General features: G+C 62.1%; 27 protein-coding genes and 1 pseudogene. 12 read left to right on the top strand and 16 right to left on the bottom strand.

Going from position 1 to position 25,192, the window contains the following annotated elements:
• Nucleotides 1-30: 30 nt before the first annotated feature.
• The 8 genes from KQ933_RS03850 to KQ933_RS03815 form a co-directional block, all read right to left on the bottom strand.
• Nucleotides 31-486, bottom strand: coding sequence for a cytochrome c-type biogenesis protein (locus tag KQ933_RS03850; protein ID WP_216757470.1), 456 nt, complete (start codon nucleotides 484-486; stop codon nucleotides 31-33).
• Nucleotides 483-2,486 carry a heme lyase CcmF/NrfE family subunit gene (locus KQ933_RS03845; RefSeq protein ID WP_216757469.1) on the bottom strand — a complete coding sequence of 668 codons (2,004 nt, stop codon included), beginning with the start codon at nucleotides 2,484-2,486 and terminating at the stop codon, nucleotides 483-485. Before KQ933_RS03845 ends, KQ933_RS03850 begins: the two co-directional genes overlap by 4 nt.
• Complete coding sequence (ccmE, locus tag KQ933_RS03840) at nucleotides 2,483-3,037, bottom strand: cytochrome c maturation protein CcmE (RefSeq protein ID WP_216757468.1); 555 nt, start codon at nucleotides 3,035-3,037, stop codon at nucleotides 2,483-2,485. The genes KQ933_RS03845 and ccmE overlap by 4 nt, the downstream gene beginning before the upstream one ends.
• The gene (gene ccmI, locus KQ933_RS03835) at nucleotides 3,034-4,218 is read right to left on the bottom strand and encodes a c-type cytochrome biogenesis protein CcmI (protein WP_216757467.1); all 1,185 of its coding nucleotides are present in this window, start codon (nucleotides 4,216-4,218) and stop codon (nucleotides 3,034-3,036) included. Before ccmI ends, ccmE begins: the two co-directional genes overlap by 4 nt.
• 99 nt (nucleotides 4,219-4,317) lie before the next feature.
• The gene (locus KQ933_RS03830; RefSeq protein WP_216757466.1) at nucleotides 4,318-4,746 is read right to left on the bottom strand and encodes a hypothetical protein; all 429 of its coding nucleotides are present in this window, start codon (nucleotides 4,744-4,746) and stop codon (nucleotides 4,318-4,320) included.
• Nucleotides 4,747-4,866: 120 nt separating this feature from the next.
• Complete coding sequence (locus tag KQ933_RS03825) at nucleotides 4,867-6,270, bottom strand: HAMP domain-containing sensor histidine kinase (RefSeq protein ID WP_216757465.1); 1,404 nt, start codon at nucleotides 6,268-6,270, stop codon at nucleotides 4,867-4,869.
• A complete protein-coding gene (locus tag KQ933_RS03820) occupies nucleotides 6,260-6,931 on the bottom strand; it encodes a response regulator transcription factor (protein ID WP_007818507.1) in 672 nt (223 codons plus the stop codon). The genes KQ933_RS03825 and KQ933_RS03820 overlap by 11 nt, the downstream gene beginning before the upstream one ends.
• A gap of 54 nt (nucleotides 6,932-6,985) precedes the next feature.
• On the bottom strand, nucleotides 6,986-7,234 hold the full coding sequence (locus KQ933_RS03815; RefSeq protein WP_183735752.1) for a hypothetical protein: 249 nt from the start codon (nucleotides 7,232-7,234) through the stop codon (nucleotides 6,986-6,988).
• A gap of 272 nt (nucleotides 7,235-7,506) precedes the next feature.
• On the opposite strand from KQ933_RS03815, the gene KQ933_RS03810 reads away from it, so the two are divergent.
• Nucleotides 7,507-8,721, top strand: a complete 1,215-nt coding sequence (locus tag KQ933_RS03810; RefSeq protein ID WP_216757464.1) for an MFS transporter — start codon at nucleotides 7,507-7,509, stop codon at nucleotides 8,719-8,721.
• A gap of 520 nt (nucleotides 8,722-9,241) precedes the next feature.
• Here KQ933_RS03810 and KQ933_RS03805 read toward each other — a convergent pair.
• Both KQ933_RS03805 and KQ933_RS03800 read right to left on the bottom strand, forming a co-directional pair.
• Nucleotides 9,242-9,553 (bottom strand): Dabb family protein, encoded by a 312-nt coding sequence (locus tag KQ933_RS03805; RefSeq protein ID WP_216757463.1) that lies wholly within the window; start codon nucleotides 9,551-9,553, stop codon nucleotides 9,242-9,244.
• Nucleotides 9,550-10,274: pseudogene (locus tag KQ933_RS03800) on the bottom strand (hypothetical protein). Before KQ933_RS03800 ends, KQ933_RS03805 begins: the two are co-directional and overlap by 4 nt.
• Nucleotides 10,275-10,431: 157 nt before the next feature.
• Between KQ933_RS03800 and KQ933_RS33715 the strand changes: the two are divergent.
• Nucleotides 10,432-10,566 (top strand): hypothetical protein, encoded by a 135-nt coding sequence (locus KQ933_RS33715; protein WP_301925023.1) that lies wholly within the window; start codon nucleotides 10,432-10,434, stop codon nucleotides 10,564-10,566.
• A gap of 156 nt (nucleotides 10,567-10,722) precedes the next feature.
• Here the strand turns inward: KQ933_RS33715 and KQ933_RS03795 are convergent, their stop codons facing one another.
• The 4 genes from KQ933_RS03795 to KQ933_RS03780 form a co-directional block, all read right to left on the bottom strand.
• Nucleotides 10,723-11,289 (bottom strand): TetR/AcrR family transcriptional regulator, encoded by a 567-nt coding sequence (locus tag KQ933_RS03795; RefSeq protein WP_216757462.1) that lies wholly within the window; start codon nucleotides 11,287-11,289, stop codon nucleotides 10,723-10,725.
• A 25-nt stretch (nucleotides 11,290-11,314) separates the two neighbouring features.
• Complete coding sequence (locus KQ933_RS03790) at nucleotides 11,315-11,776, bottom strand: nuclear transport factor 2 family protein (RefSeq protein WP_216757461.1); 462 nt, start codon at nucleotides 11,774-11,776, stop codon at nucleotides 11,315-11,317.
• A 200-nt stretch (nucleotides 11,777-11,976) separates the two neighbouring features.
• Nucleotides 11,977-12,345: a DUF983 domain-containing protein gene (locus KQ933_RS03785; RefSeq protein ID WP_183735777.1), complete on the bottom strand. Its 369-nt coding sequence runs from the start codon at nucleotides 12,343-12,345 to the stop codon at nucleotides 11,977-11,979.
• A 382-nt stretch (nucleotides 12,346-12,727) separates the two neighbouring features.
• Nucleotides 12,728-14,131 (bottom strand): PLP-dependent aminotransferase family protein, encoded by a 1,404-nt coding sequence (locus tag KQ933_RS03780; protein WP_216757460.1) that lies wholly within the window; start codon nucleotides 14,129-14,131, stop codon nucleotides 12,728-12,730.
• 400 nt (nucleotides 14,132-14,531) lie between these two features.
• Here KQ933_RS03780 and KQ933_RS03775 point away from each other — a divergent pair, with 400 nt between their 5' ends.
• The 9 genes from KQ933_RS03775 (at nucleotide 14,532) to KQ933_RS03735 (ending at nucleotide 22,292) form a co-directional block, all read left to right on the top strand.
• Nucleotides 14,532-15,014 (top strand): MSMEG_0572/Sll0783 family nitrogen starvation response protein, encoded by a 483-nt coding sequence (locus KQ933_RS03775; RefSeq protein WP_113427328.1) that lies wholly within the window; start codon nucleotides 14,532-14,534, stop codon nucleotides 15,012-15,014.
• Between the two features lie 84 nt (nucleotides 15,015-15,098).
• On the top strand, nucleotides 15,099-16,139 hold the full coding sequence (locus KQ933_RS03770) for a Nit6803 family nitrilase (protein ID WP_216757459.1): 1,041 nt from the start codon (nucleotides 15,099-15,101) through the stop codon (nucleotides 16,137-16,139).
• Nucleotides 16,066-17,184, top strand: coding sequence for an MSMEG_0568 family radical SAM protein (locus tag KQ933_RS03765; protein WP_216757458.1), 1,119 nt, complete (start codon nucleotides 16,066-16,068; stop codon nucleotides 17,182-17,184). Before KQ933_RS03770 ends, KQ933_RS03765 begins: the two co-directional genes overlap by 74 nt.
• Nucleotides 17,181-17,723, top strand: coding sequence for an MSMEG_0567/Sll0786 family nitrogen starvation N-acetyltransferase (locus KQ933_RS03760; protein ID WP_216757457.1), 543 nt, complete (start codon nucleotides 17,181-17,183; stop codon nucleotides 17,721-17,723). The genes KQ933_RS03765 and KQ933_RS03760 overlap by 4 nt, the downstream gene beginning before the upstream one ends.
• Nucleotides 17,723-18,700: a sll0787 family AIR synthase-like protein gene (locus KQ933_RS03755; RefSeq protein WP_216758823.1), complete on the top strand. Its 978-nt coding sequence runs from the start codon at nucleotides 17,723-17,725 to the stop codon at nucleotides 18,698-18,700. The genes KQ933_RS03760 and KQ933_RS03755 overlap by 1 nt, the downstream gene beginning before the upstream one ends.
• Nucleotides 18,697-19,851, top strand: coding sequence for an MSMEG_0565 family glycosyltransferase (locus KQ933_RS03750; protein ID WP_216757456.1), 1,155 nt, complete (start codon nucleotides 18,697-18,699; stop codon nucleotides 19,849-19,851). The genes KQ933_RS03755 and KQ933_RS03750 overlap by 4 nt, the downstream gene beginning before the upstream one ends.
• Nucleotides 19,844-20,131, top strand: coding sequence for an MSMEG_0570 family nitrogen starvation response protein (locus KQ933_RS03745; protein ID WP_216757455.1), 288 nt, complete (start codon nucleotides 19,844-19,846; stop codon nucleotides 20,129-20,131). The genes KQ933_RS03750 and KQ933_RS03745 overlap by 8 nt, the downstream gene beginning before the upstream one ends.
• Before the next feature lie 14 nt (nucleotides 20,132-20,145).
• Complete coding sequence (locus tag KQ933_RS03740) at nucleotides 20,146-21,417, top strand: MSMEG_0569 family flavin-dependent oxidoreductase (protein WP_216757454.1); 1,272 nt, start codon at nucleotides 20,146-20,148, stop codon at nucleotides 21,415-21,417.
• A 2-nt stretch (nucleotides 21,418-21,419) separates the two neighbouring features.
• Nucleotides 21,420-22,292 (top strand): Pnap_2097 family protein, encoded by an 873-nt coding sequence (locus KQ933_RS03735; protein WP_216758822.1) that lies wholly within the window; start codon nucleotides 21,420-21,422, stop codon nucleotides 22,290-22,292.
• A gap of 13 nt (nucleotides 22,293-22,305) precedes the next feature.
• Here KQ933_RS03735 and KQ933_RS03730 read toward each other — a convergent pair whose 3' ends face one another.
• Together KQ933_RS03730 and KQ933_RS03725 are read right to left on the bottom strand one after the other, a co-directional pair.
• Nucleotides 22,306-22,770 carry a hypothetical protein gene (locus KQ933_RS03730; protein WP_216757453.1) on the bottom strand — a complete coding sequence of 155 codons (465 nt, stop codon included), beginning with the start codon at nucleotides 22,768-22,770 and terminating at the stop codon, nucleotides 22,306-22,308.
• Between the two features lie 16 nt (nucleotides 22,771-22,786).
• Nucleotides 22,787-24,214 carry a PLP-dependent aminotransferase family protein gene (locus KQ933_RS03725; protein ID WP_216757452.1) on the bottom strand — a complete coding sequence of 476 codons (1,428 nt, stop codon included), beginning with the start codon at nucleotides 24,212-24,214 and terminating at the stop codon, nucleotides 22,787-22,789.
• A gap of 90 nt (nucleotides 24,215-24,304) precedes the next feature.
• Between KQ933_RS03725 and KQ933_RS03720 the strand changes: the two genes are divergently transcribed.
• Entirely contained in the window at nucleotides 24,305-25,168 is an 864-nt protein-coding gene (locus tag KQ933_RS03720) for a DMT family transporter (RefSeq protein WP_216757451.1), read from the top strand.
• The last annotated feature ends 24 nt before the right edge of the window (nucleotides 25,169-25,192 follow it).

The following is a 25,192-nucleotide window of genomic DNA, read 5'->3' as shown; positions in this document are numbered from 1 at the left end:
CGCCGTGGTTTGTCGCGGCTGAATGGTTCCTTATTTTTTCAGCAACTCGGCGAGCTTCTCCTGCTCTTCGGCGGTGAGCTTGCTGCCGGTGGGTTTGCCGGCTCGCTTGCGGGCAAAGACGACGAGCGAGGCTCCGCCGGCGAGGATCAGCAGCACGGGCGCGCCCCAGAGCAGCAGCGTGCGCACGCTGAAGCGCGGCTTCAGCAGCACGAACTCCCCATAGCGCGAGACGATATAGTTCAGCACCTCGTCGTCGCTGTCGCCATCGGTGATGCGCTCGCGCACCAAGAGGCGCAGATCCTTGGCGAGATCGGCATTGGAATCATCGATCGACTGGTTCTGGCAGACCATGCAGCGCAGTTGCGCCGACAATGTTCGCGCCCGCGCTTCGAGGGCGGGGTCGGAGAGCATTTCGTCGGGATTGACGGCAAAGGCCGGGGCGGCCGCCAACATCAAGGTCAGAGCAAACAGGAGACGCTTGATCATTCCGCCGGCTCCATGACCGGTGCTGCCGGCTTAGTTGCCTTGGCCTTCGCCTTACGGCTCGGGGCCCCGACACGCAGACGCCGGTCGGTCAGCGAGACGCAGCCGCCTGCCGCCATGATCAGCGCCCCGCCCCAGATGCACAGGATGAACGGCTTCCACCAGATACGCACGACGATGCCGCCGTCCTTCGTCGCGTCACCGAGCGAGACATAGAGCTGGCTGAGGCCGAAGGTCAGGATGCCGGCTTCCGTCGTCGGCATCTGCCTTGCGGTATAAAGCCGCTTGGCCGACCAGACATCGGCAACCTCGGCGCCGCCGCGGCGGATCGAGAAGTGGCCGCGGTCCTCGGTATAGTTCGGGCCGGTCGCCGGCTCAATGCCGTCGAAGACAATGCCGTAGCCGCCGGCCTCCGTCGCCTGGCCCTGTTTCATCTCGACCACATGTTCGGTCTCAAAGGTCGTGACGGCGACGATGCCGAGCACGGTGACGCCAAGGCCGGCATGGGCAAGTGCGGTGCCGAAGGCCGAGCGCGGCAGGCCGGTCAATCGGCGCCAGGCGATATCCGCCTTCACCTTGCCGATACCGGCGCGGTACCAGAGGTCGGCACCAGCGCCCAGGATCAGGAACAGACCGGCGGCAAGGCCGAGCACCGCCATGACCGGGCCACCATGTTCGAGATAGAAGAAGATCAGCGCTGCGGCGAGCGACAGGCCGGCCACGACATAGAGCCGCTGCAGGGCGCCGAGCAGGTCGCCGCGCTTCCAGGCAAGCAGCGGCCCGAAGGGCACGACGATCAGAAGCGGCGCCATCAACAGGCCGAAGGTCAGGTTGAAGAAGGGCGCGCCGACGGAGATCTTGTCGCCGGTCAGCGTTTCCAGCACCAGCGGATAGAGCGTGCCGGTCAGCACCGTGCCGCAGGCAACCGTCAGGATCAGGTTGTTGACGACCAGCGCGCCTTCGCGCGAGATCGGCGCAAACAGCCCGCCGGCCGACAGAAGCGGCGCGCGCAAGGCAAAGAGCGACAGCGCCCCGCCGATGAAGATCAGCAGGATGCAGAGGATGAAGACGCCCCTGCTCGGATCGCTGGCAAAGGCATGCACCGAGGTCAAGACACCGGAGCGCACCAGGAAGGTGCCCATCAGCGACAGCGAGAAGGTGAGGATGGCGAGCAGCACCGTCCAGATCTTCAAGGCCTCGCGTTTTTCCATGACGAGGGCCGAATGCAAGAGTGCGGTGCCGGCAAGCCAGGGCATGAAGGAGGCATTCTCCACCGGATCCCAGAACCACCAGCCGCCCCAGCCGAGTTCGTAATAGGCCCAGTAGGAGCCCATGGCGATGCCAAGCGTCAGACAAGTCCAAGCCGCCAGCGTCCAGGGCCGCACCCAGCGCGCCCAGGCGGCATCGATACGGCCGTCGAGAAGGGCGGCGACGGCGAAGGAGAAGCAGACGGAGAAGCCGACATAACCGAGGTAGAGCAGCGGCGGATGGATGGCGAGCCCGATATCCTGCAGCACCGGGTTCAGGTCGCGGCCCTCGGCAGGGGCCGGATCGAGGCGGACGAAGGGATTGGAGGTCAAGAGGATGAAGAGGATGAAGGCGACCGAGATCCAGGCCTGGACCGAGAGAACGTTGGCCTTCAGCGTATCGGGCAGATTGCGGCCGAAGATCGCCACCAGCGCACTGAACAGCGACAGGATCAAGAGCCAGAGCATCATCGATCCCTCGTGATTGCCCCAGACGCCGGAATATTTGTAGATCAGCGGCACCAGCGAATGCGAGTTCTCCCAGACGTTCTCGACCGAGAAGTCGGAGACGACATGGGCATAGGTCAAGACGCCGAAGGAGAAGGCGACGAGGGCAAAGAGCAGGACGGAGCCCAAGGGCGCGACATCCATCATCGCCTGATCGCCGCGCCTGGCACCGATGACCGGCACGAGCGACAGGACGATGGCGGTTGCGAGCGCCAGAACCAGCGCATAGTGACCGATCTCGATGATCATGGCGTCGCCTTCGTTTGCTGGGCCTTTGTCTGTTGCGCCTGGGCCTCCTGGCCTACCGCCGCCTTGCCCTTTGCCTGCTCGCCCTTGGTCGCCTCGCCTTGTCCGGCTCCCTTGCCCTCTTCCCACAGGCCCTGCGCCTTCAGCCTGTCGGCCACGTCCTTGGGCATGTAGGTCTCGTCATGCTTGGCCAGCACGGTATCGGCGGTAAAGACATTGCTGCCGGTCTCGAATCTGCCTTCGGTCACCACCCCCTGCCCCTCGCGAAACAGGTCCGGCAATATGCCCTGGTAGCGGACAGTGACGATCTGACCGCTCGGGTCGGTCACCGCAAAGCGCACCACCGAGCCCTCGCCGCGCACGACGCTGCCCGCTCCGACAAGGCCGCCGAGGCGGATGCGGGTGCCTGGTGCCACCGGGTTGTTGGCAAGATCGCCCGGCATGTAGAAATAGGCGACCGACTGGCTGAAGGCGAACATGACGAGCAGCACGGCGACGAGGATGAAGCTCATGCCGCCGGCAATCACCGCCAGGCGTTTCTGCTTGCGCGTCATTCAACCGATCCTTCCGTGGCCACCGAGCCTTCCATGGTGATGCCGAATTCCCTGGCCAGCGCCAGCAATTGCCTGCCCTGATCGCCGGAAGCCGGGAAGGCGGCAAGCCCGCGCTTCAGGGCGCCTGCAGCGCGATCCTTGTCGTTCAAGACGGCGTAAGAGCGGACGAGACGCATCCAGCCCTCGAAATTGTCGGGATCGGCGCTCAGTTTGGCGTCCAGGCTTTCCACCATGGCGCGGATCATCTGCTGGCGGTCGCCGGTGCTCAACGTCTCAGCCGCCACCACATCCTGCTCCGTCGGGCCGCCCGGAACGGGCGGCTGGGCGGCAGGCCGGGCTTCTGGCTCGGCTGCAGAGGCGACCGCCGTGCCGCCATTCTTGGCGATATGCTCGTTGACCAGCGGCAGCCAGGGTGCATCGGCCGGCGACTGCTTCGCCAATGCCTCGAAGGCGCCACGCGCCGCATTCGGCTGGCCGGCCTGCTCCAGGCTCAAAGCAATATAGAAACGCGCTCGCGGGTTGTTCGGCTCAAGCGTGAGCGACTGTTCCAGCACCTTGCGCGCATCTTCCGTCACGACACCTTCTGACATCGCCATCAGCGTTTCGGCAAGGCCATCGAGACGCGCCGGGCTCGGGCCGAGCAGGCGAATGGCGTTGCGATAGGCGGTCTCGGCATCGGAGACCCGCATGGTGCTGAAATAGATCGGCGCCAGCACATCCCAGCCCTTGCCGTCGTTGGGGTTCTGCGCCAAATGCCGCTCCGCCTTGGCGACGAGAACGGCCATGTCATTGCCGGGATTGGCAAGCCGCGCTTCCAGCGGCTGCGACGGCAGGTCGGGTCTGCCGGTATTGATGTATAGACAGAGCCCGATGATCGGCAGGATCAAGACGATGAAAACTTCGGTGAGGCGATGATGCCTTGCAGGTCTGCTTTCCTCGGCCGGAGCAGCGCCAGAGACGGCGATCAGACGCCGGCCGATCTCTGCGCGGGCATAATCGGCCTCGTCCGCGGTGATCAGGCCGCCGCTCACGTCCCTGTCGAGTTCACGCAACTGGTCGCGATAGACAGCGACCTCTCCGGCACGCGTATCCTCGGCCGCCTTCGCTCCACGCAAAAGAGGATAAAGCAGAATGGCGGCAACGGCCGCCGTCAGGACAGCCACGAGAATCCAGAACAGCATATCGGCCCAATTACTTGAAGCGCGCCCTCATTCCAACTGCCAATGCCGTGTTGACGAAGAATTGAGGCTATTGGCCGCAAGGATAACGGGAAAGCGAGATCAGCCGAGCGGCGACCAGGTGCCGTTTTCGTTGCGGCAGGCGACACCGCGCGCCAGCGTATCCTTGCCATCGGCCGTGACAGTATGCGTGTACTGGCGGCAATTCTGCGAGCCCACCTGATAGGGGGCGGCTGCCACGACGCTGCCCTTGGCATCACGGCCGGTCCAGGTGACCGGCTGGCCGACGGCAGCACCTTCCAGCGCACGGTATTCGGCTTCCAGCGCCCGTTGCTTGTCGCTGTCACCAAGCTCAACGCCGGTGCGACCAACGATGCCGCCCTGCAAGGCGGCGATGAACGTCGCCGAAGCGGGGGGCTTGCCGCCGCCAAAAAGTCCACGCGTCGCAGCGCCCTTCGTCGTCGTGCAGCCAGAGAGCGTCACGGCGACGATAAGGGAAGAAACGATCATGCCTTGCCAACGTAAAGTCATTGCAATCGAACCACGATCAGGGGTGTCAGTTGAGCCGATCGAAGTGCAGCGTCCCCGTGTCAGCATTAAGGCAAAGCATGCTATACATTTGCCACTATCTTTGTGACATCAAGCAGTTGCTCATGCAACATCCTTTGTCACACCTGGCAGGATAAGCTTGGCTTTCAGCCCGCCCCATTCCCCGCGGGTAAGCTCCAGACGCCCCTGGTACTCGTTGGAAATCTCGGTGACGATGGAAAGGCCAAGGCCGGTTCCGGGCTTGCTCTCGTCCAGCCGCCGGCCGCGCTTCAGCGCCTCGCGGATCTGGTCGGGCTCAAGCCCCGGACCGTCATCCTCGACGGCAAGCTCCACCCAATGCTTGCGGGCGCTTGCTTCTACTCCCTTCACATCCTCGCCGGCTTCGATTGCCGAAAGACGCACCTTGCTCTTGGCAAAGCGGGCGGCATTCTCCAGGAGGTTGCCGACAGTTTCCTCCAGATCCTGCTGCTCCATGGCAACGGCGAGGTGCGGCGGCTGGACGATCAGCTCGAATTCGGTTTCGACATTCAGGCGGCGCATCACACGCACCAGACGCTCGAGCGCCGGCTCGGCATCGGTTCGTGCCAGCACGGATTCACGCTGGGCGGCAATGCGCGCGCGGTTGAGATAGGACTGCACCTGCCCCTGCATGGCTTCGGCCTGATTGCGCACCAACTCGCCGTGAGACCTGTCGAGCACGCGCGCCTCGTTGAGCAGCACAGCGATCGGCGTCTTCAGCGAATGGGCGAGATTGCCGACCTGCATACGTGCGCGCTCGACGATGCGGCGGTTGCTGTCGATCAGTGCATTGACCTCATTGGCAAGCGGCAGGATCTCGCGCGGGAATTCGCCCTTCAGCTGCTCGCTTTCGCCGGCGCGGATACGCTCCAAAGCGGCGCGTGCCTTGTCGAGCGGCTTAAGGCCATAGAGAATGGCGAGCGCATTGACGATGAGACTGCCGACACCGAAGCCAGCAAGCGCCAGGTAGAGCCTGTGGGAGAAGTTGCGGACATCGTCTTCCACGACATCGACATTGCCGGTGACGCGGAAGCGTGCCGCACGGCCGTCGGTGTCGAGCACCACTTCGGTTTCTGCCACCTGCACCCGGTTCCCGGCCGCATCCGTCACCTGATAATAGCGCTCGTAATTCTTGTCGAAAGGCGCTTCGACGACCGACAGCACGGGGATGGTCGCCGAGCCCAGCGAGGGTGAGACGAGCGGCGCGGTCGTATAGGTGCCGAGCGGTTCGACCACCCAGTACCACCCGGTCTTCGGCTGGGCAAAGCGCAGGTCGCCGAGCTGCGGGCTGCCCGAGAGCGCGCCCTGATCGCCGATCGTCACAGAATTGATGACATTATAGAGCTGGGCGCGCAGCAGGTCCTGAAAGCCGCGCTCGGCGCTGCGTCTATAGAGTGTCGAAATCAACAGGCCGATCACCACCAGCGCCACCGTCGACCAGACCGTGGTCAGGAGCAGCACGCGTGCGGTGAGCGACTTAATTCGCATTGGTCGGCGCTTGGATGCGGTAACCGAGACCGCGCACCGTTTCGATCAGATCGACGCCCATCTTCTTGCGCAGGCGGCCGACGAAGACCTCAATCGTGTTGGAATCGCGGTCGAAATCCTGATCGTACATATGCTCGACCAGTTCCGTGCGGGAGACCACCTCGCCCATATGATGCATGAGATAGGCAAGCAGCCGGTATTCATGCGAGGTGAGCTTCAGCGCCACGCCGTTGACGATCGCCTTCGAGGTCTTGGTGTCGAGCCGCACGGGGCCGCAGACGATTTCGGAGGAGGCATGGCCGGCCGCGCGGCGAATCAGCGCGCGGATACGCGCCAGCACTTCCTCGACATGGAACGGCTTGGTCACATAGTCGTCGGCGCCCGCATCGATGCCGGCGACCTTGTCGCTCCAGCGGTCACGGGCAGTCAGGATCAGCACGGGCACGGTGCGCCCCGCGCCGCGCCATTTTTCGAGCACCGTCACGCCGTCCAGTTCGGGAAGGCCGATATCGAGGATGATGGCGTCATAGGGTTCGGTATCGCCGAGGAAGTGCCCCTCCTCGCCATCGAAAGCCTGATCGACGACATAACCCGCTTCTTTCAGCGTGTCGCTCAGCTGCCGGTTCAGATTGACGTCGTCTTCGACTACCAGAATGCGCATCGCTTCGCCTTCTTCCGCTGCAAATCACTGGAACCTTGAATAAGCCGATTCCGTTTACATCGGAACCTTTACCGTCACCTTGCGCGGACGCTGGCCGTTGCCCTGAACGAGAACGGTGATGATGCAGGCGTCGCCCACCGGCTGCACGGAAAGAAGCTGGCCGCCCGTCTCGTCTACGACCTGCTGGGCAGCAGCGCTGCAATCGCGCGCCACACGCAGGACAAGCGTGCGGGTGTCGTCCGGTGAGGGCGCCGAAACCGCCAGCCCGGCGGCCAATGCTGCGACGCTCAGAGGAGAGGCCATGTGCTGTGCTTTCAATGTAGTGCCAACTTGTCCCGAATATGTACTCACACGACCTGAATGGCAAATGAATGCACGGTAATGCGGGAATTTTAGAACAATTCTCGACTATTGCGCGAAATATGCATGATTCCTGAATGATGGCGCATGTCTCTCAGCCACAATGGAAATCCCGGCACCGGTCATATTCATATGGCACCTGTTCGATCAAACCTTTCACCGTCTGGTTGAAGCTGCTATCGCTTTACCGCCTTTCTTCATTTCTTTCCGGAATCATGCAGACATCATTTTCTCTCCGTACGGTGCGGACGGTTGGCGTGCTGGCAGTCACCCAACTGATCGGCTGGGGCACGACCTTCGACATGCTCGGCGTCATGGGCCGTGTCATTGCGCCTTCCCTCGGGCTGCCGAATGAAGCGATTTTTGCCGGACTGACCATCATGATGGTGATCAGCGCCTTTGCCGGTCCGACCACCGGGCGCTGGCTCGGCCGCTATGGTGCCGCGAAGGTGCTGGCCGCCTCGTCGGTCACCTTCGCGATCGGCCTGCTGCTGCTTGCCGCTACCACCAATATCGTCGTCTATGCGCTCGCCTGGGTCGTGATCGGGCTTGGCGGGGCGCTCGGCCTTTCGGCGCCCTGTTATACTGCGGTCGTGGAGCGTGAAGGGGTAAACGGCAAACGGGTCATTGCCATCCTGATGCTGTTCACCGGTCTCTCGGCCACCATTTTCTGGCCGATCCTGACGCTACTCAACGAGACTTTCGGCTGGCGCATCACCTTCCTCGTCTGCGCCGGCCTGCAATTCTTCGTCTGTCTGCCACTGCATTTCTTCGGCCTGCCGAAGCCGGTTGCCAGCCATACGCAGGGGGCAGCGGCCGAGACGCCGCCGGTGGAGCTTTCCCCCTCCGACCGGCACAAGGCTTTCCTGCTCATCGCGATCTCCACCACGCTCGGCACCTTCATCACCTTCGGCATCTCGCCATCCCTGCTCGAGATCTTTCGCCAGTCCGGCGCATCGACGGCCCTTGCCCTGCAGCTCGGCTCGGCACGCGGCGTGATCGGCATTTCGGCGCGCGCGCTCGACATGCTGCTCGGCAAGCGCGGCAATCCCGTCCTGACATCCGTCATGGGCGTCAGCCTGATGCTGTTCAGCTTCCTGATGCTCTTCATCGTCCCGCCGTCGACGCCGCTGCTCATCACCTTCGTGCTGCTCTACGGTTTCGGCTCCGGCGTGCTGGCGGTCGCCCGCGCGCTGCTGCCGCTCGCCCTTTTCTCGGCCAGAGAATACGGGCTGCAGGCAGCCCGGCTGTCAATGCCGCAGAACCTCGCCAACGCGATTGCGCCCGTCATCTTCACCGCCATCCTCGACCGCGCCGGCGCCGGCCCGACGGTCATCACCTGTGCGGTGCTTGCGGCCATCGCATTGGTCTTCGTGCTGATGCTGATGGCGTTGGTACGCAGCGCAAGGCCGAGCGTACAGCCGGCCTGACCGGCTGCCCTCGCTTCCGAAGTCCGCCATTTTAAGCCTCTCTTGATTATGATGTTCTCATGATCAAAGTGAGAACCGACACGCTGCCGTCAGGTGCCGGAGGCCCCGTTCACACAGCACCAGAGCTGCCAATCCGCTAAGCTTCTGAATCATTTGCGGCTTTTTTTTCAAGGGTTGCTTGCGGCCCTTCACAGATTGATTCATCTGCAACCTGAATTATTTCCGGATTCCTCCTATCCATTTGAAAATGAATAAGAATTTCCACAATGATCCACTAATGCAGTATTTTTGGGGCTAAGTCATTGATTCTGAATAAGTGATTCACTTAGCTCAAAATTACGCGTAAAGAATTTCAAAATCAGAAGCAGCGTTTGCTGAGCGAAATTATTATAAAGTTTTCCGGCTTCGATGCATCACTTAAACATTATCAATGACTTAGCCGGAAACTCCAGGCATAAATCGCCCTTATCGAAAATTCTTATTCGTTTTCAATTGGATAGATAGACAACAACCGTCACCGTCAATCCTGCAGGGGTGTGGTGACCGCCTGGTCGCTATCGAAATCGGCAGCAGTCCTGGTATCCCGGAGCGGCTTTACCGTGCGGGTCGAGAGGTCATAGTCGGGATGCGCCTTGTAGGCGGCAAGCGCTTCCTCGCTCTCGAATTCGCCGTAGACGACGAAATCGACCGTGTTGCCCCACTGGTCCGTCTTGACGTTTTCGCCGATCTCCAGCGTCAGGGCATGGGGAATGCCTGTCAGTATGGAGAGCCCCTTGCGCACCGCCTCGCGGTTTTCCTCCGGCACGGTGAAGAAGACGATATGGCGGATCACGCGGAACACTCCTGTGACAATTCTCTGAACCCAGGCCGGGCGATAACACGCGCCGACCGGGCCTTCAACCGGGCCACAATGCCGCGCGCGTGCCGCGTCAGGCGCTGGGACGTATCGCCGCGAGGAAGGTCCTGCCATACTCGGCAAGCTTTTCCGCCCTGTCGGTGCCGTTGACGATGCGGCGCGCGTTGACCCACTCCTCCTTCTCTTCATTGAGGTGATCGCAAAGCCGGTGGCCAGCGAAGCTGCCGCGCAGCATGCCCTCGATCAGGATCGTCACGGCCGGCACCATTTCCATGGCGCGATCGGGCTGGGCGACGAGATCGATGCCGGTCACCTCGCTCATCGCTTCGTAATTGCGCCTGTGGGTCAGTTGCACGAGGCCGCGACCGAGCCAGCTTTTGCCGTCCTCATCCGGTCGCCAGTAAGGCGTCTTCACCCAGGAGAGCCGACCGGACGCAAAGGCAGTCTCGAGGATCTCGACGGCGCGCGAATCACTTGTTGCCAGCGTCTCGCGCACAGGCTGCATCGTATAAGCGGTCTCATGAAAGGCCGTAGCCAATATATAGGCCAGCCAGCGCCGATCTGCGGTAGCCAAATTCGCGTCCCAGTAGTGGAAAATGGCGTTCATGCCTTCGATCTGGGCCGGCGTGAGGCTGCCCTTGAACAGGGTGTGCCGCACAGTGTCGAAGAAGAATTGCCGGTCGAGTGAGACAGTCATGATACGCTTCTCGGAGGTCCTTCGTGGTTAATATCAGCTTAATCGATTGAAATTAACTAAATCGTTTCAAGTGTGACCGGCGTAGATTTACACGCAGTTTTTATTGTGCAATGCATCAATTCGTAAGCACACCCTTGCTGAGGAAGAGAGGTATACGATGCAGACCAGCACAGAAACTCCGACCAAGATCCCCCAGCACATCGTTGACCAGATGGAAAACGAGTGGCGCCAGGTACGCACGCAGCGCGAGAATCCGCGCCCGGTCCGCGTGCCCTCGCAGAACGACGCTTAAATACAATCCTGCCGGGTGAGGACTCTCTACCTCTTTGAAGCGACGCATCAGGCGGCCCGAACATCGATTCCGATTTTCGGGCCGATGCTGTAGGCCCCTCACCCGCGGTTCCCGAGTCTGCAGCATTCGTGCTCTTGCCGACGTAGCGGCCACCGCCTATCCCTCAAGTTTCGCTGCAGCCAGCCTGTCGGCCAACCGGTCCAGCGTTCTGCGGAACATATCCTTGTCGTCCAGCGCCCGCGAGAGCACTAGCGCGCCCTGAATGCCGGATACCGCCTCTTCAGCCGCGGCGAGCGCAGTACCCTCATCGCAGCCGGCGCGGACCAGCGCCTGGCGCAGCGCCTCGATCCAGCGGACGAAATAATCCCGGATGACCAGCGAAAAACGCTGGCGTGTCTCGTCCAGCGCAAAGGCGCCGACGAGGCAGATGCGGCCGCCGGAGCGGAAATAATCCATCACATTCGCCCACATCGCATCGATCGCCGTCCCGGCATCGTCACGGCGCAGCGGCTCGTAGATAGCGCGTTCGAACCAGGCGTCGACATCGGCAAGGACGGCAGCCGCCATTTCCTCCTTCCCACCGGGAAAGAAGTGATAGAGGCTGCCCTTGCCGATGCCGGTGCGCTCGGTGATGCGGCTCAATGTCGTGCCCTCGTAGCCGAGCTCGCGGAAGATCTCTGCGAGCAGCGGCACGACATCGGCACGTTCATAAACGGTCTTCACACATCACCTTTGGGTCACCTTGGCCTTAAAGGCCGAGGTCGGAAAGGCCCGGATGGTCGTCGGGCCGCCGGCCGAGCGGCCAGTGGAACTTGCGATCCGATTCCTTGATCGGCAGATCGTTGATGCAGGCGAAACGGCGCTGCATCAAGCCCTCGGCATCGAATTCCCAATTCTCGTTGCCGTAGGAGCGGAACCAGTTTTTGCTGTCGTCATGCCATTCATAGGCAAAGCGCACGGCGATGCGATTGTCGGTGAAAGCCCAAAGCTCCTTGATCAGCCGATAATCCAGCTCTTTCGCCCACTTGCGGGCCAAGAAGGCGACAATATCGGCGCGGCCGGTGACGAATTCGGCGCGGTTCCGCCACTGGCTGTCGGGCGAATAGGCGAGAGAGACGCGCTGCGGATCGCGGCTGTTCCAGCCGTCTTCCGCAAGGCGAACCTTCTGGATTGCGCTTTCATGGGTGAAGGGGGGAAGCGGTGCAGGCATGTCTTGTCTCCTTTGCTGGACTGTACCTTTCGTTTTGCATTGTACTTATCGGTACAATGATTGCAAGAACTTTCGATAGAGGCCGCCTGCGACATCTTGGCTTCGGGATGAGCGCCTGCCCTGCCCATAGTAAAAAGGCTGATCGAGGATCTCGAACAGCCTTCACATTTCAATCGGCACTCTTCTAAGCGCGGCGCGCCTCAGGCGAGCTTGCCCTCTTCCGCCTTGTAGAAATACTGACTTGCCACCAGCCATCCCTTCAGCGGCCTCAATGGCGGAATACAGGTGGCGAACATAAAGGGGCCGGTGACCAGAAGCTGGACCCAGAGCGGCGCGGAGAAGGCGACTTCCAGCCAGACGCCGAGCAGCACGCTCGGCACGCAGGCGAAGCAGATCACGAAGAAGGCCGGGCCGTCGGCCGGATCGGCGAAGGAATAATCCAGCCCGCAGACTTCGCATTCCTTCTGCAGCGTGAGGAAACCCTTGAACATATGCCCCTGTCCGCAGCGCGGGCAGCGGCCTCGGATGCCGGTCTGCATCGGCGGGAGAGGAGGATATTCGGTGTCCATGGCGATCTCGCTTTTCGACGTTGCCGGGCTTTGGTAAAATCCATACAATAGCCCATAATGTATGCATACAATATAATTACATTGAAAGCAGATTGCCAGTCTATTCGTCAGAATGACGCAGGGATTTTGCGGATTGGGTTTGCGGGGCTTGAGGGCGGGAGGATTTGTCACTGCCGGGACAAGTTTGCCCGCTCGCCAAAACCCCTCCCCACAAGGGGGGAGGGGCTAGCCCGCGGCACTGCCTCGCCCAGCCTGAAACATTGAAGAAGTGAGAGATGGGCGCAGCAGGTTAACCCCCCCCTTGTGGGGAGGGGTTTGGGGCGGGGTCTTTATTAATTGAACTGAAGACAGAAGGCGGAACTGCCGGCCAGATGACTTCAGCTCAGAAGAACGAAGCGGACATTTCCGGCGGGCCTTCCAGGGCATGCGCCATGAAGTCCAGCGCGCCCTTCAGCCTTTCGCGCGAAATCGGCCCGCCAAGACAGACGCGCACGGCTTCGGGGGCAGCACCTTCGACAGTGAAGACGTCACTTGCGACCACACCAATGCCGGAGGAGCGCATATGGCTGCCGAAGGTCGAGCGGGTCCAGCCATTCATCAGCGGCAGCCAGATGTTGAAGCTGATCGGATCGGCCCTGTAGCTGCCGTCGGGCAGGATATTCGCCACCATCTGCTGGCGGGCACCCGCCTCCGCGCGGATGAAGCGCAGGATCGTGTCTGCCGTGCCGTCCTCGATCCAGCGGGTGGCCAGCGCCACGTTCATTGGCGAGGCCATGACATTATTGGTGCGCATGGCGCTGACGAAGGGCCAGATCGCCTTGGTGTCCGGCGCGACCACATAGGCAAGGCGCAACCCGGCGCCGATGCATTTGGCGAGGCCGCCGATATGCCAGGTCAGGTCAGGCGCTATTGCCGCCAGCGGCGGCGGGCCGTGCAGCGGAATGAAGCCGTAGGCGTCGTCCTCAACGATGGGCACATGATATTTGCGGGCGACGGCGGCGATTTCCTCGCGGCGCTTTTCCGGAATGGTCAGCGTCAGCGGGTTTTGCAGCGTCGGATTGAGATAGAGGGCCTTCGGCTGCAGCCGCTCGCAGGCCTCGGCAAAGGCATCCGGCAGGATGCCCTCCTCATCCATTGGCAGGCCCGAGAGATTGAGCCGCAATTGGGCGGCGATCGAGCGCATGCCGGGATAGGTGATGTTTTCCGACAATACGATCTCGCCGGGCTTTGCCAGCAGGCCGAAGATCGCGAGCAGCGCCGGATGCGCGCCCGGCGTGACGAAGATGCGCTCCTGCGAGGGCACCAGTCCGCGACGGCTGAGCCAGGCGGCAGCAGCTTCCTTGTCCATGCCCGAGCCGCCGAAGCCCTGGTAACGCAGCAAAGGGATAAGATTGGTCGCCACGGCCGACATGCCCTCGCGCATGCGGGCGATCAGGTCCTGATCATCAGGCTCGGGCGGCAGGTTCATCGAGAAGTCAACCACCGAAGAGCGGCGCGGATCGGGCGCGGCATCGGACATGAAGCCCCGGCGCTCGCGGTCCTGCCCGCCGGTGACGAAGGTGCCGCGGCCGACATGAGAGTCTACTAGGCCGCGCTTCTGCGCCTCGACATAACCGCGCGCGACCGTGGTGAAATCGATGTTAAGGCGCTTGGCAAGCTCCCGCTGCGGCGGCAGCCTATCCCCCACCGCCAGCACGCCACTTCTCAGATCCATTTCGATCAGATCGGCAATGGCCATGTAACGGGGGCTTGAGGAACGACCGAGGTCGGGATGCCAATCTTTCATTTCATGATCCGCAATTCGTGATCGACGCAGAAGGGTTTCCCGTCGACATTGACCGTATATTGTTGCATATTTCGCCTGTCACGCAAAAACGTCGGCCAATAAGAGCCTGACGGATGACTGAATGCCGCATTTGAGACTGGCACGTTCCGCGATGCGGAGATCTTCCTTATATTGATTGCATTTTGACTGCATTCATTTCCAGCACGCCTGCATGCATTTTTTGCACAGAAATGCTTGCTAAATTGGCGCCAGTTCCGTCTCACTCCAAAATTGAATGCATAATTGAATGCTTTTTCGCATGAATTGACTGCTATTTGTGCAAAGTCAATTTGGCACGGTGCTTGCAACTCAATGGCTGTACCCCGCGAGAGGGGCCTGACTTCAAACACAGGAGCCATTCATGCCCGCAGTTACCGCACCGGCCCACGCAGATGGAGACTTCTTCGTCGATTACGAAGAGAAGGTCTTCGAAGACGTCCAGGCCAAGGAGGGTGAGAAAGCCCTCATCACCTTCCACACCGTCGCCTTCGAAGGATCGATCGGTCTCGTGAACCTGCTGCAGGCCAAACGCCTGAAGCGCAAGGGCTTCGAAACCTCCGTGCTGCTCTATGGCCCCGGCGTCACGCTCGGCGTGCAGCGTGGCTTTCCCAAACTCGGCGCGGAAGCCTTCCCCGGGCATCTCAACTTCAACAACCAGATCAAGGGTTTCATGGAAGAAGGCGGCAAGGTCTATGCCTGCCGCTTCGCGCTGCAGGCGCTCTACGGCCATGGCGAACAGTCGCTGATCCCCGGCATCCGCCCGATCAGCCCGCTCGACGTGCTGGATATGATCCTGATCCACCGCCGCGACGGCGCCTTCATCCTCGACACCTGGACGCTCTGACCCAGCGGGAACGCTGTCGCAAGGCACGTTCGGGAGGCGAGCTTCCCTCGCCCGCCTCCCCCACACCACCAGAAGGATTTCGTCATGGAGAAGAACAAGACCGTCCGGGCCGCAGCCGCGCAGATCGCGCCGGACCTGACATCACGCGAAAAGACGCTGGCGCGCGTGCTGGAGACCATTCGCGAGGCGGCCGCCAAGGGCGCCGAGATCATCGTCTTTCCGGAGACTTTCGTTCCCTGGTATCCCTATTTCTCCTTCGTCCTGCCGCCGGTTCTCTCAGGCCGCGAACATCTGCGCCTTTATGAAGAGGCCGTCACCGTTCCGAGTGTCGCCACCGACGCGGTCGCGGCGGCGGCCCGCGAACACGGCATCGTCGTGGCGCTCGGCGTCAATGAGCGCGATCACGGCTCGCTCTACAACAGCCAGCTTCTCTTCGATGCCGACGGCAGGCTCATCCTCAAGCGCCGCAAGATCACGCCGACCTATCACGAGCGGATGATCTGGGGCCAGGGTGATGCATCCGGGTTGATGGTGGTCGACAGCCACGTCGGGCGGCTCGGGGCGCTGGCCTGCTGGGAGCACTACAATCCGCTCGCCCGCTACGCGCTGATGGCCCAGCACGAGGAAATCCATATCGCCCAGTTTCCGGGATCGATGGTCGGGCCGATCTTTGCCGAGCAGATGGAAGTGACGATCCGCCATCATGCGCTCGAAAGCGGCTGCTTCGTCGTCAATGCCACCGGCTGGCTGACCGAGGAGCAGATCAATTCCATCACGCCCGACCAGGGACTGCAGAAGGCGCTGCGCGGCGGCTGCATGACGGCGATCGTCTCGCCCGAGGGCAAGCATCTGGCGCCGCCGATCACCGAGGGCGAAGGCATCCTGATTGCCGATCTCGACATGAGCCTGATCACCAAGCGCAAGCGGATGATGGATTCGGTCGGCCACTATGCCCGGCCCGAACTGCTGCACCTCGTCATGGACGGCCGCGCCACCCAGCCGATGGTCGGCTCCGCACATTCCTTCGAAACAGACACAGGAACCAAGACCGATGGAAAACACGACGTTTCTGCCGACCGAGACGCTGATCAACGAGTTGCAGTCCTTCGGAGCCAGGCTCGTTGATCCCAAGGCGGGGCATGAGAGCCGCCGCGGCGGCGCCGGCCCTTCCGACCACAAGGCGCTGACCATCGACGGCATGACCGTGATGGTGCCGGTTCATACTGCGCCGGCCTTCGAAAGCCCCTATCTGGTCGACAAGCCTGACGAGGAAGGCCGCAGCCGCATCAGCCGCGACGGGCGCGTGCTCGGCGAAGTGTCCTTCCCGCTGCGTCCGCGTTTCTACGAGCGCAGCACGGCCGACGGCATTCCCTATTCGCAGATTGCCGTGCTGCATGGCCGCGACGTGCTGGCGACCACGGTGCTGCAGACATGCATCCGCTATCAAAGCCGCACCAAGACCTGTCAGTTCTGCGCCATCGGCCAGTCGCTGGCGGCCGGTCGCACCGTCGCCCACAAGACGCCGGCGCAGCTGGCGGAAGTCGCCAAGGCTGCCGTCGAGCTCGATGGCGTCAAGCATATGGTGATGACGACGGGTACGCCGAAGGGGCCGGATCGCGGCGCTTCGATCCTTGCAGACAGCGCCCGCGCCATCAAGACCGCCGTCGACCTGCCGATCCAGGCGCAATGCGAGCCGCCGGAAGACGACATCTGGTTCTCGGTAATGAAGGAAGCCGGCGTCGATGCGCTTGGCATGCATCTGGAAGTCGTCACGCCCGAATTGCGCGAGCGCATCATGCCCGGCAAGGCGCAGGTGCCGATCTCAAAATACATGGCCTCCTTCAAGGCGGCGGTCGAGGTCTTCGGGCGCGGGCAGGTCTCGACCTATATCCTCGCCGGTCTCGGCGATACGCGCGAGGCGATCCTCGATATCTGCGAAAAGCTTGTTGCTATTGGCGTCTATCCTTTCGTCGTGCCCTTCGTGCCGATTTCGGGAACGCCGCTCGAAAGCCATCCCGCGCCGAAGCCTGATTTCATGCATTCGATCCTCGGTCCGCTGTCCAAGATGCTGGTCGATAGCGGCTTGAAGGCCGTCGACATCAAGGCCGGCTGCGGCAAGTGCGGCGCCTGCTCTGCCCTTTCCTCCTATGAAAGGATGCTGACCAAATGATGCTGGAGCCTTTCTCCGCCTATCGTGCCAGCGAATTCCAGGTGAAGTTCTCGACCTCCGACTGGGAACGGCAGGAAGCGCATGCGCTGCGCCGCGCCGTCTTCTGCGAGGAGCAGAAGATCTTCGAGAGTGACGACCGTGATGCGATCGACGATCACGCGATCCCGATCGTGGCGCTGTCGATGATGGGTGTCGCGGCCGACAGGCTGGTTGGCACGGTGCGTATCCATCAGGAAGAGCCCGGCCTCTGGTGGGGCTCGCGGCTTGCCGTGCACGCGGATTTCCGCAAGATCGGCGCGCTTGGCGCAACGCTGATCCGGCTTGCCGTCTCCTCGGCCAATGCAATGGGCTGCCACACGTTTCTCGCCAATGTGCAGGTGCAGAACGGGCTGCTCTTCCGCCGTCTGCATTGGGACGTGATCGAGGAATTCGAGGTTTACGGCAAGCCGCATCTCAGGATGAAGGCGGATCTTGCCTGGTATCCACCCTGCCCGACGCCGGAAACCGGCCTGGTGGCGCTCGCCAGGAAGGCGGCGTGATGGGGGACAGGATCGATCTCGAGGCACTTGCCACCAAGCTTTCCGCCTCCTCCGGCATCGCTGCCAAGGCGGATATCGGCACGGTTGCCACAAGCCTTGGCCTTGCCGGCCAGCCGGTGGCAGTCGGTGACGATTGCGCCGCGCTGCCTGATGGCGACGGTTATCTGCTCTTTGCCATCGAGGGCTTCATCAACGAGTTCGTCGCTGCCGATCCTTGGTTTGCCGGCTGGTGCGGGGTGATGGTCAATATTTCCGATGTCGCCGCCATGGGTGGTCGGCCAGTCGCCATCGTCGATGCCATCTGGGCGAATGGAGAGGCAGGCGCAGCACCTGTCCTCGAAGGCATGCGCGCGGCAGCCAGGACATTCGGGGTGCCAATCGTCGGCGGCCATACGAATATCCGCACCGATCGTGGCCAGCTCTCGGTTGCCATTCTCGGCAAGGCGAAGACGCTGCTGACGAGTTTCGATGCCGAACCTGGTGATGTGCTGATCGCGGCGATCGATCATCGCGGCCGTTATCGCGAACCTTTCAACAACTGGGAGGCGGCAACCGATGCGCCGCCGGCGCGGCTGCGCGGCGATCTGGAACTCCTGCCCGACATTGCCGAAGCCAGACTTGCACTCGCGGCCAAGGATATCAGCCAGGGCGGCATTGTCGGCACGGCGATCATGCTGGCGGAATGTTCCAGAGTTGGCATCGATATCGATGTCTCCGCAATCCCGCTGCCGGATGGCGTGGCGCTCGAGCGCTGGCTCGCGACCTTCCCGAGCTTCGGCTACCTGATCGCCACCGCGCCCGAAAAGGCCGATGAGGTGATCCTGCGTTTTGCCGCCCGCAACATCACTGCGGCCGTGATCGGCAATATCAAAGCCGGCAGCGAGGTGGCGGTAGCGGATGGCGCCGATCGCATCGTGATCTGCGACCATGCCGAGACACCGCTCCTGCAACTCGGCCGGCAGGAGGATGCCGCATGAGCCGGCCGCTGCGCATCGCCATGCTCTCGCATTCCACCAACCCGCGCGGCGGCGTGGTGCACGCCATGCAGCTTTCGGAGGCGCTTGTCGGACTCGGCCATGAGGTCGTGCTGCATGCGCCGGATGCAAAAGGGACGGGCTTTTTCCGTGAGCCGGCCTGCGGCGCGATGTGCATTCCTGTCGGGCCAGCGCATGATGATATGATCGCAATGGTCGAGCAGCGGATCGCCGATTATGTCAGCTACTTCGAAAATTCCGCCGATGCTCGCGACTTCGATATTTTCCACGCCCATGACGGCATCTCCGGCAATGCGCTGGCAACGCTGAAGGAGCGCGGACTGATCCCCGCTTTCGTTCGCACCGTGCACCATATCGACCAGTTCGCCGATCCCAAGCTGATGGAGCTGCAGGAGCGCTCCATCGACCGGGCCGACCTGTTCTTCACTGTCAGCTCGATGTGGCGCAAGACGCTTCAGGAGAGGCGCGGAATCAGTTCCATCGTCGTCGGCAATGGTGTCGATACGAAGCGCTTCTCTCCCGCCGTCAACGGCAGCGCACTGCGCGCCGAACTCGCTCTGCCGGATGGCGCTGTTTTCCTTGCCGTCGGCGGCATCGAGGCGCGCAAGAATACGGTCGCCATGCTGGAAGCCTTCGGCCAAGTGCGCGCCATTCGCCCGGATGCGCAATTCGTCATCGCCGGCGGCGCTTCGCTGCTCGATCACCGTGGCTATCAGGGCGAATTCCGCGCCGTGCTTTCCTCCCTCGGCGAACATGCCGCCGCCGTCCATATCCTCGGCACTGTTGCCGACGAGGACATGCCGGCGCTCTACCGGCTGGCCGATACGCTGGTCTTCGCCTCGGTCAAGGAAGGGTTCGGCCTCGTGGTGCTGGAGGCGATGGCGAGCGGCGTGCCCGTCGTCGTCTCCTCCATCGCGCCCTTTACCGAATATCTCTGTAACGATGACGTCGTCTGGTGCGATCCGCACAATGCCGGTTCGATCGCCGAGGCCATGGCGATCTCGCTCATGCCGCCGGTGCGCATCGGTCTTATCCCGCGCGGGCTTGATCTTGCCGCCCATCACAGCTGGCAGCGTACGGCTGCCGCCCATCTCCAAGCCTACGAGACATTGAAGGAGCCTGCCCATGCCTGAAATGCGCTTCGTCATTGCCTGGCCGGATGGCCGCGAAGAGACCTGTTATTCGCCCTCCCTCGTCATCCGCGATTTTTTCGAGGAGGGCCAGACCTATCCGATCCGCGATTTTCTCGACCGCAGCCGCAAGGCGCTGACCATCGCCAGCGACCGCGTGGAGGTGAAATACGGTTATCCCTGCTCGCTTGCCCGCGGCCAGCTCGCCCGCATCGAGGAGGCGTGCTCCCTGTTTCTTGCCGATGCGGACGCCCGCGTGCGCTGCGAAAGTTTCATTCTCTGAAAGGAACCCGATCCATGACCTTTTCTCTCAAGCCGCATTACAGCGCCGTCGTCATCGGCGGCGGTCAGGCCGGGCTTTCGGCCAGCCATTACCTCCAGAAACACGGCATCGACCATGTCGTCTTCGAGAAGAAGACCGTGGCGCATAAATGGAAGAACGAGCGCTGGGACGCCTTCTGCCTCGTGACGCCGAACTGGCAGTGCCAGCTGCCGGACCACCCCTATGATGGCGATGATCCGCACGGCTTCATGGTCAAGGACGAAATCATCGCCTATGTCGACCGTTTTGTGAAAAAGGTGAATGCGCCGGTCCTGGAAGGCACCAGCGTCACGTCGCTGGAAAAGGTGGGCGACCTCTTCCGGCTCTCGACCTCGGCGGGCACGGTGACTGCCGACAGTGTCATCATTGCCACCAGCCTCTACAGCGCGCCTGCCATTCCGCGCGCCGCCGAGCGCGTGCCGGACGATATCCTGCAGATCCACACGGCGGACTACCGCAACCCCGGGCAATTGCCGGAGGGCGCCGTTATCGTCGTCGGCTCCGGCCAGTCCGGCTGCCAGATCGCCGAAGACCTGCATCTGGCCGGCCGCAAGGTGCATATGGTGACCGGCAATGCGCCACGCTGCGCCCGCTTCTACCGCGGCCGCGATGTGGTCGACTGGCTCGCCGATGTCGGCCAGTACGACATTACCGTCGAGCATGACGGCATGACCAAGAAGAAGCACGATACCAACCACTATCTGACCGGCCGTGACGGCGGGCGCGATATCGACCTGCGCAAGTTCGCGCTGGAGGGCATGTCGCTCTATGGCCGCATGGAAGGCGTGTCCGCCGGGCGAATGCTGTTCGATGCGAACCTGAAATCCAATCTCGACAATGCCGACCGCGTCTATAACGGCATCAACGCGCTGATCGACCGGCATATTGCCGAAAAGTGCATCGATGCGCCGCCGGCCAGCGTCTATGTCCCGCTCTGGGAACCGGACAGCGAACCGGCGGAACTCGATCTCAAGGCGGAAGGTATCACGTCCGTCATCTGGGCGACCGGCTTTTCGCCCGACTGGTCCTATGTCGGCCTGCCGATCTTCGACGGCACCGGCTATCCGGTGCAGCGGCGCGGCGTGACCGGCATTGACGGCGTCTATGTGCTCGGCCTGCCCTGGCTCTGGACCTGGGGTTCCGGCCGGTTCCTCGCCGTCGGCAAGGATGCCGAGCATGTGGTGAACCACCTCGCCGGTCATCTGGAGGCCGCCTGTCCTGTCCTCAAACAGGCGGCCAGCGCTTGAAGATGAATGTCGCGATCCTCGATTTTCATTCATCCAAGCTCTCGGTGGCAGAGCCCTCAGCGCGTGAGCTCATGGATCAGGCGCTCGCGCCGCATGTGCTGATCGGCATGCCGCATCTGACACCGGCAGGCCTGTCGGAAACCTGGGCGATGAAGGAGCTCGGGCATCGGCATTGGCTGATGCTCGCGCGCCATCTCGGCATGGAGAATGCCGATTTCCGCACGCCCGATGGCGGCGAGGCCTATGCGGCGATCTGCGCGACGTCGCTGGAGCATGCGAACTTCGATGCGGTGCGTGCCAATGACGTGCTGACGATCCGCTCGGCGCTCTCGCCTGTCTCGCGCACGCAGGTCTCGACCCGTCACCGGCTTTTCGTGCGCGGCAACCTGATCGGCGAGGTGGAACTGATCTCCACCTTCGTCTGCCGGATGCGGGAGGGCGACAATTACTCGATCGCCCGCGTTCCCCTGCCCGGCCTGACAGCGGCTGCCGAGGATAATGCGTTGGCAAGGACGGCGGCACTGCTGCGCGCCGGCACGCTGGAGACGCATTTCGGCCTGCCGGCCAACCCGACCAAGGCGCTGCGCGGCTTTCGCTTCGAGCCGGATGCATCGCAGGAATTCAATGGTGCCGGGCTATTCTACTTCGCCGAATTCCAGGCGCTCACCGATCGCGCCTTCGGGCGGTGGTTCCCGGAGATCTCGCAGATCACGCGTCGGGAGATCTTCTTCTCGGGAAACATCCGCGCCGGCGAGGCCGTGCGGGTGGAAATGATGGGGCTCTCGCCAGACCGCTATCGAGCTCACTGCCGGCTGCGGCGCGAGGATGATGGCAAAGTCATCGGCAAGGCTTTCATGGAGTGGCGGAGCAGCTGATAAAGTGCGCTCGTTAATCTGAGCTCGAACCTATCAGGACGGTTGCGTCAGTGTCGGTCATGAAGAGGAATGCGAAGTCCCAAAACACTGGGTATGCAGGATGCCCATTCGACAACCAGAAAGATTCAACTTTTGTTGCCTTGTGAGCCAGTGCGTTGACTTGTTCTTTGAGCAGGTGCAGCAAGGTGGCCAGTTTTTCGGATTTAATCGCCAGTTCGGAAGGTCCTGCGCCATCATCACCAGGATAAAGCAAATCATTCTCTATCAATGACCAGACCAATGCTCGTTGGACTTCTTCAATACCGCTTATCTTTACTGCTGCTCCCAAGGCATTTTCGATTGCAATCGTTGACGTTTGCGCCTGCGGCAACGGTGTTTCAAACCATTTCAGAAAAACATTATAATTCAAGGCGCCGTCGTTCAGGATTCTGGCGATTTCCTCCAGAACGCTTCCATCCGTCACCTTTGCTTCTGCCATAGCCCCACAACTCCCTTTAGTTGGACGGTTCCGCTTGCTGAATCGCGTCCTGCAGCACATCAAACACCCTGTTATCAAGCGTCTGGGAAACGTTGAAGCGCATGAAGCCGGTGGCCGATTGTGACAAGCTGAAGGCGTTACCGGGTGCCAGCACGACATTGCGGGCAAGTGCCGTACGCGCCACAACGGCGGCATCGAGACCATCCGGCAGGCGGCACCAGAGAAACATGCCGGCTTGCGGCTCCAGCCAGGGGCGGACGCCCAAGGTCTTCAGCCGGATGCTGACATCGAACAGCGCCTTGGAAAGGCGGCCGCGCAGGCTCTCGGTGTGTTTTCGGTAGCTGCCGTCGCTGAGCACGCCGAGCACCAGTTCGGCCGAGAGCCGGCCGCCGCCGAAGGAAGTGGCGATCTTGAGGTCGATCAGGCCCTCGATCCAGTCCGGCCGCGCCGCGATGAAGCCGCAGCGTGCGGCGGCCGAGAGCGTCTTGGAAAAACTGCCGATATGGATGACGCGATCGAGCCCGTCGAAGGCGGCAAGACGCGGTGCGGCCGTATGTTCGAAATCGGCGAAGATATCGTCCTCGATGATGGTGAGGCCATGCTGCTCGGCGAGCTTCAAGAGCCGGTGGGCCGTCACCGGCGAGAGTGTCGCGCCGGTCGGGTTATGGATTGCGGAATTGGTGATGTAGAGCCGCGGCCGATGCTCGGTCAGCGCTGCAGCGAAGAGCTCGATATCGGGGCCAGACGGCGTGTAGGGAACGCTGACGACCTTGGCGCGATGGGCTCTCAATAGCGCATGAAAGTTGAAATAGCAGGGATCGTCGACCAGCACGGTATCGCCGGGCTCGATCAGGAAGCGGCAGAGGAAATCGATTGCCTGTGTGCCGGATTCGGTGAGCATGATCTGGTCCGGCGGGGCCTCGATGCCACGCTCGGCCATGCGGCGTGCAATCAGCTGTCGCAGCGGCTTGAGGCCGAGCGGCGAGCCGTAATCGGAAAGGCTTGCGGCATCGGCGCGCGACAGGGATCGCAGCGTCCGACGGATCGCCTCTTCCGGCAGCCATGCCGGCGGCAGCCAGCCGCAGCCGGGTTTGAGGTCGCTTTCGTGCGCCTCCAGCGATTGCCGCGACACCCAGAAGGGATCGACGGCGCGATCGAGCTTCGGGCCGATATCGGCGAGCGAGAGTGGTGCCGTCTGGCTCGCGACATAAAAGCCGGAACCGGGGCGTGAGAGGATCGCGCCTTCGGCGACCAGCCGTTCATAGGCGTCGACCACCGTCGAGGCAGAGACTTTCAAGGCTGCCGAAAGGCTGCGGATCGACGGCAGCTTTGCGCCTGGTGTGAGGCTGCGGCCGGCGATGCGTTGGCGGATTGTCGCCATGACCATGCCGACCCTGCTGCCAGCCTGTATCTGCTCGTCCATCCGTACTGGTCCTTTTACCATTACAGTTTCAGCAAACTGTACCGAACTGTGGCTGGCAATGCCAGTGCGAAGCGCCGATAAGCGTGGGACGAACTAATGAGGGAGTTTCGCATGGATCGCACCGCGACCGGATGGATCAATGGTTTTATCGGCGTGCTCATCTTCAGTGGATCGCTACCGGCCACACGCGTGGCCGTCATGCAGCTCGATCCGGTTTTTCTGACGGTGGCGCGAGCGGCGATTGCCGGCATCCTGGCGCTTTGCCTGCTGATCGCTTTCCGGGAGAAACGGCCTTCGCGGCAAGACCTTATCTCGCTCGTCGTCATCGCGCTTGGTGTGGTCGTCGGCTTTCCGCTGCTTACCGCGCTGGCGCTGCAGCATGTAACCTCGGCGCATTCCATCGTCTTCATCGGCCTTTTGCCGCTCGTGACCGCCATCTTCGGCGTGATCAGGGGCGGCGAGCGACCGAAGCCGGCCTTCTGGCTCTTTTCTCTGCTCGGCAGCGCGCTGGTCGCGGGCTTTGCGCTGACGCAGGGGCTGACCGCCTCGCCTGTCGGCGATGCGCTGATGCTCGGCGCCGTCATCGTCTGCGGGCTCGGTTATGCCGAAGGCGCCAGGCTGTCGCGCCGGCTCGGCGGCTGGCAGGTGATTTCCTGGGCGCTCGTCGTATCGCTCCCGGTAATGATCGTCGCGGCTATCGCCTACCGGCCGCCTGATTTCGCCGATATCCAGACGCCCGCCATGCTGGGGCTCGCCTATGTCTCGCTCTTCAGCATGCTGATCGGCTTCATCTTCTGGTATCGCGGTCTCGCACAGGGCGGTATCGCCGCCGTCGGCCAGCTGCAACTGCTGCAGCCCTTCTTCGGGCTGGCGCTTGCGGCAACGCTGCTGCGCGAAACGGTGAGCTGGTCCATGCTTGCCGTGACGGTCGCCGTCATTCTCTGCGTGGCCGGGGCGAGGAAGTTTGCGAAATAGGCTCGCGAATTGACAGTCTAGATG

Origin of the sequence: Rhizobium sp. WYJ-E13, assembly GCF_018987265.1 — a bacterium.
In the GTDB taxonomy this organism is placed as follows: Bacteria; Pseudomonadota; Alphaproteobacteria; order Rhizobiales; family Rhizobiaceae; genus Rhizobium.
The sequence above is the reverse complement of the archived record's forward strand: the minus strand, read 5'-3'. Positions and strand labels throughout refer to the sequence as shown.

Coding starts and splice junctions, on each gene's coding strand:
- KQ933_RS03850 (WP_216757470.1), bottom strand. CDS start 486: ATGATCAAGCGTCTCCTGTTTGCTCTGACCTTGATGTTGGCGGCCGCC.
- KQ933_RS03845 (WP_216757469.1), bottom strand. CDS start 2,486: ATGATCATCGAGATCGGTCACTATGCGCTGGTTCTGGCGCTCGCAACC.
- ccmE (WP_216757468.1), bottom strand. CDS start 3,037: ATGACGCGCAAGCAGAAACGCCTGGCGGTGATTGCCGGCGGCATGAGC.
- ccmI (WP_216757467.1), bottom strand. CDS start 4,218: ATGCTGTTCTGGATTCTCGTGGCTGTCCTGACGGCGGCCGTTGCCGCC.
- KQ933_RS03830 (WP_216757466.1), bottom strand. CDS start 4,746: ATGACTTTACGTTGGCAAGGCATGATCGTTTCTTCCCTTATCGTCGCC.
- KQ933_RS03825 (WP_216757465.1), bottom strand. CDS start 6,270: ATGCGAATTAAGTCGCTCACCGCACGCGTGCTGCTCCTGACCACGGTC.
- KQ933_RS03820 (WP_007818507.1), bottom strand. CDS start 6,931: ATGCGCATTCTGGTAGTCGAAGACGACGTCAATCTGAACCGGCAGCTG.
- KQ933_RS03815 (WP_183735752.1), bottom strand. CDS start 7,234: ATGGCCTCTCCTCTGAGCGTCGCAGCATTGGCCGCCGGGCTGGCGGTT.
- KQ933_RS03810 (WP_216757464.1), top strand. CDS start 7,507: ATGCAGACATCATTTTCTCTCCGTACGGTGCGGACGGTTGGCGTGCTG.
- KQ933_RS33715 (WP_301925023.1), top strand. CDS start 10,432: ATGCAGACCAGCACAGAAACTCCGACCAAGATCCCCCAGCACATCGTT.
- KQ933_RS03790 (WP_216757461.1), bottom strand. CDS start 11,776: ATGCCTGCACCGCTTCCCCCCTTCACCCATGAAAGCGCAATCCAGAAG.
- KQ933_RS03785 (WP_183735777.1), bottom strand. CDS start 12,345: ATGGACACCGAATATCCTCCTCTCCCGCCGATGCAGACCGGCATCCGA.
- KQ933_RS03780 (WP_216757460.1), bottom strand. CDS start 14,131: ATGAAAGATTGGCATCCCGACCTCGGTCGTTCCTCAAGCCCCCGTTAC.
- KQ933_RS03775 (WP_113427328.1), top strand. CDS start 14,532: ATGCCCGCAGTTACCGCACCGGCCCACGCAGATGGAGACTTCTTCGTC.
- KQ933_RS03770 (WP_216757459.1), top strand. CDS start 15,099: ATGGAGAAGAACAAGACCGTCCGGGCCGCAGCCGCGCAGATCGCGCCG.
- KQ933_RS03765 (WP_216757458.1), top strand. CDS start 16,066: ATGGAAAACACGACGTTTCTGCCGACCGAGACGCTGATCAACGAGTTG.
- KQ933_RS03760 (WP_216757457.1), top strand. CDS start 17,181: ATGATGCTGGAGCCTTTCTCCGCCTATCGTGCCAGCGAATTCCAGGTG.
- KQ933_RS03755 (WP_216758823.1), top strand. CDS start 17,723: ATGGGGGACAGGATCGATCTCGAGGCACTTGCCACCAAGCTTTCCGCC.
- KQ933_RS03750 (WP_216757456.1), top strand. CDS start 18,697: ATGAGCCGGCCGCTGCGCATCGCCATGCTCTCGCATTCCACCAACCCG.
- KQ933_RS03745 (WP_216757455.1), top strand. CDS start 19,844: ATGCCTGAAATGCGCTTCGTCATTGCCTGGCCGGATGGCCGCGAAGAG.
- KQ933_RS03740 (WP_216757454.1), top strand. CDS start 20,146: ATGACCTTTTCTCTCAAGCCGCATTACAGCGCCGTCGTCATCGGCGGC.
- KQ933_RS03735 (WP_216758822.1), top strand. CDS start 21,420: ATGAATGTCGCGATCCTCGATTTTCATTCATCCAAGCTCTCGGTGGCA.
- KQ933_RS03730 (WP_216757453.1), bottom strand. CDS start 22,770: ATGGCAGAAGCAAAGGTGACGGATGGAAGCGTTCTGGAGGAAATCGCC.
- KQ933_RS03725 (WP_216757452.1), bottom strand. CDS start 24,214: ATGGTAAAAGGACCAGTACGGATGGACGAGCAGATACAGGCTGGCAGC.
- KQ933_RS03720 (WP_216757451.1), top strand. CDS start 24,305: ATGGATCGCACCGCGACCGGATGGATCAATGGTTTTATCGGCGTGCTC.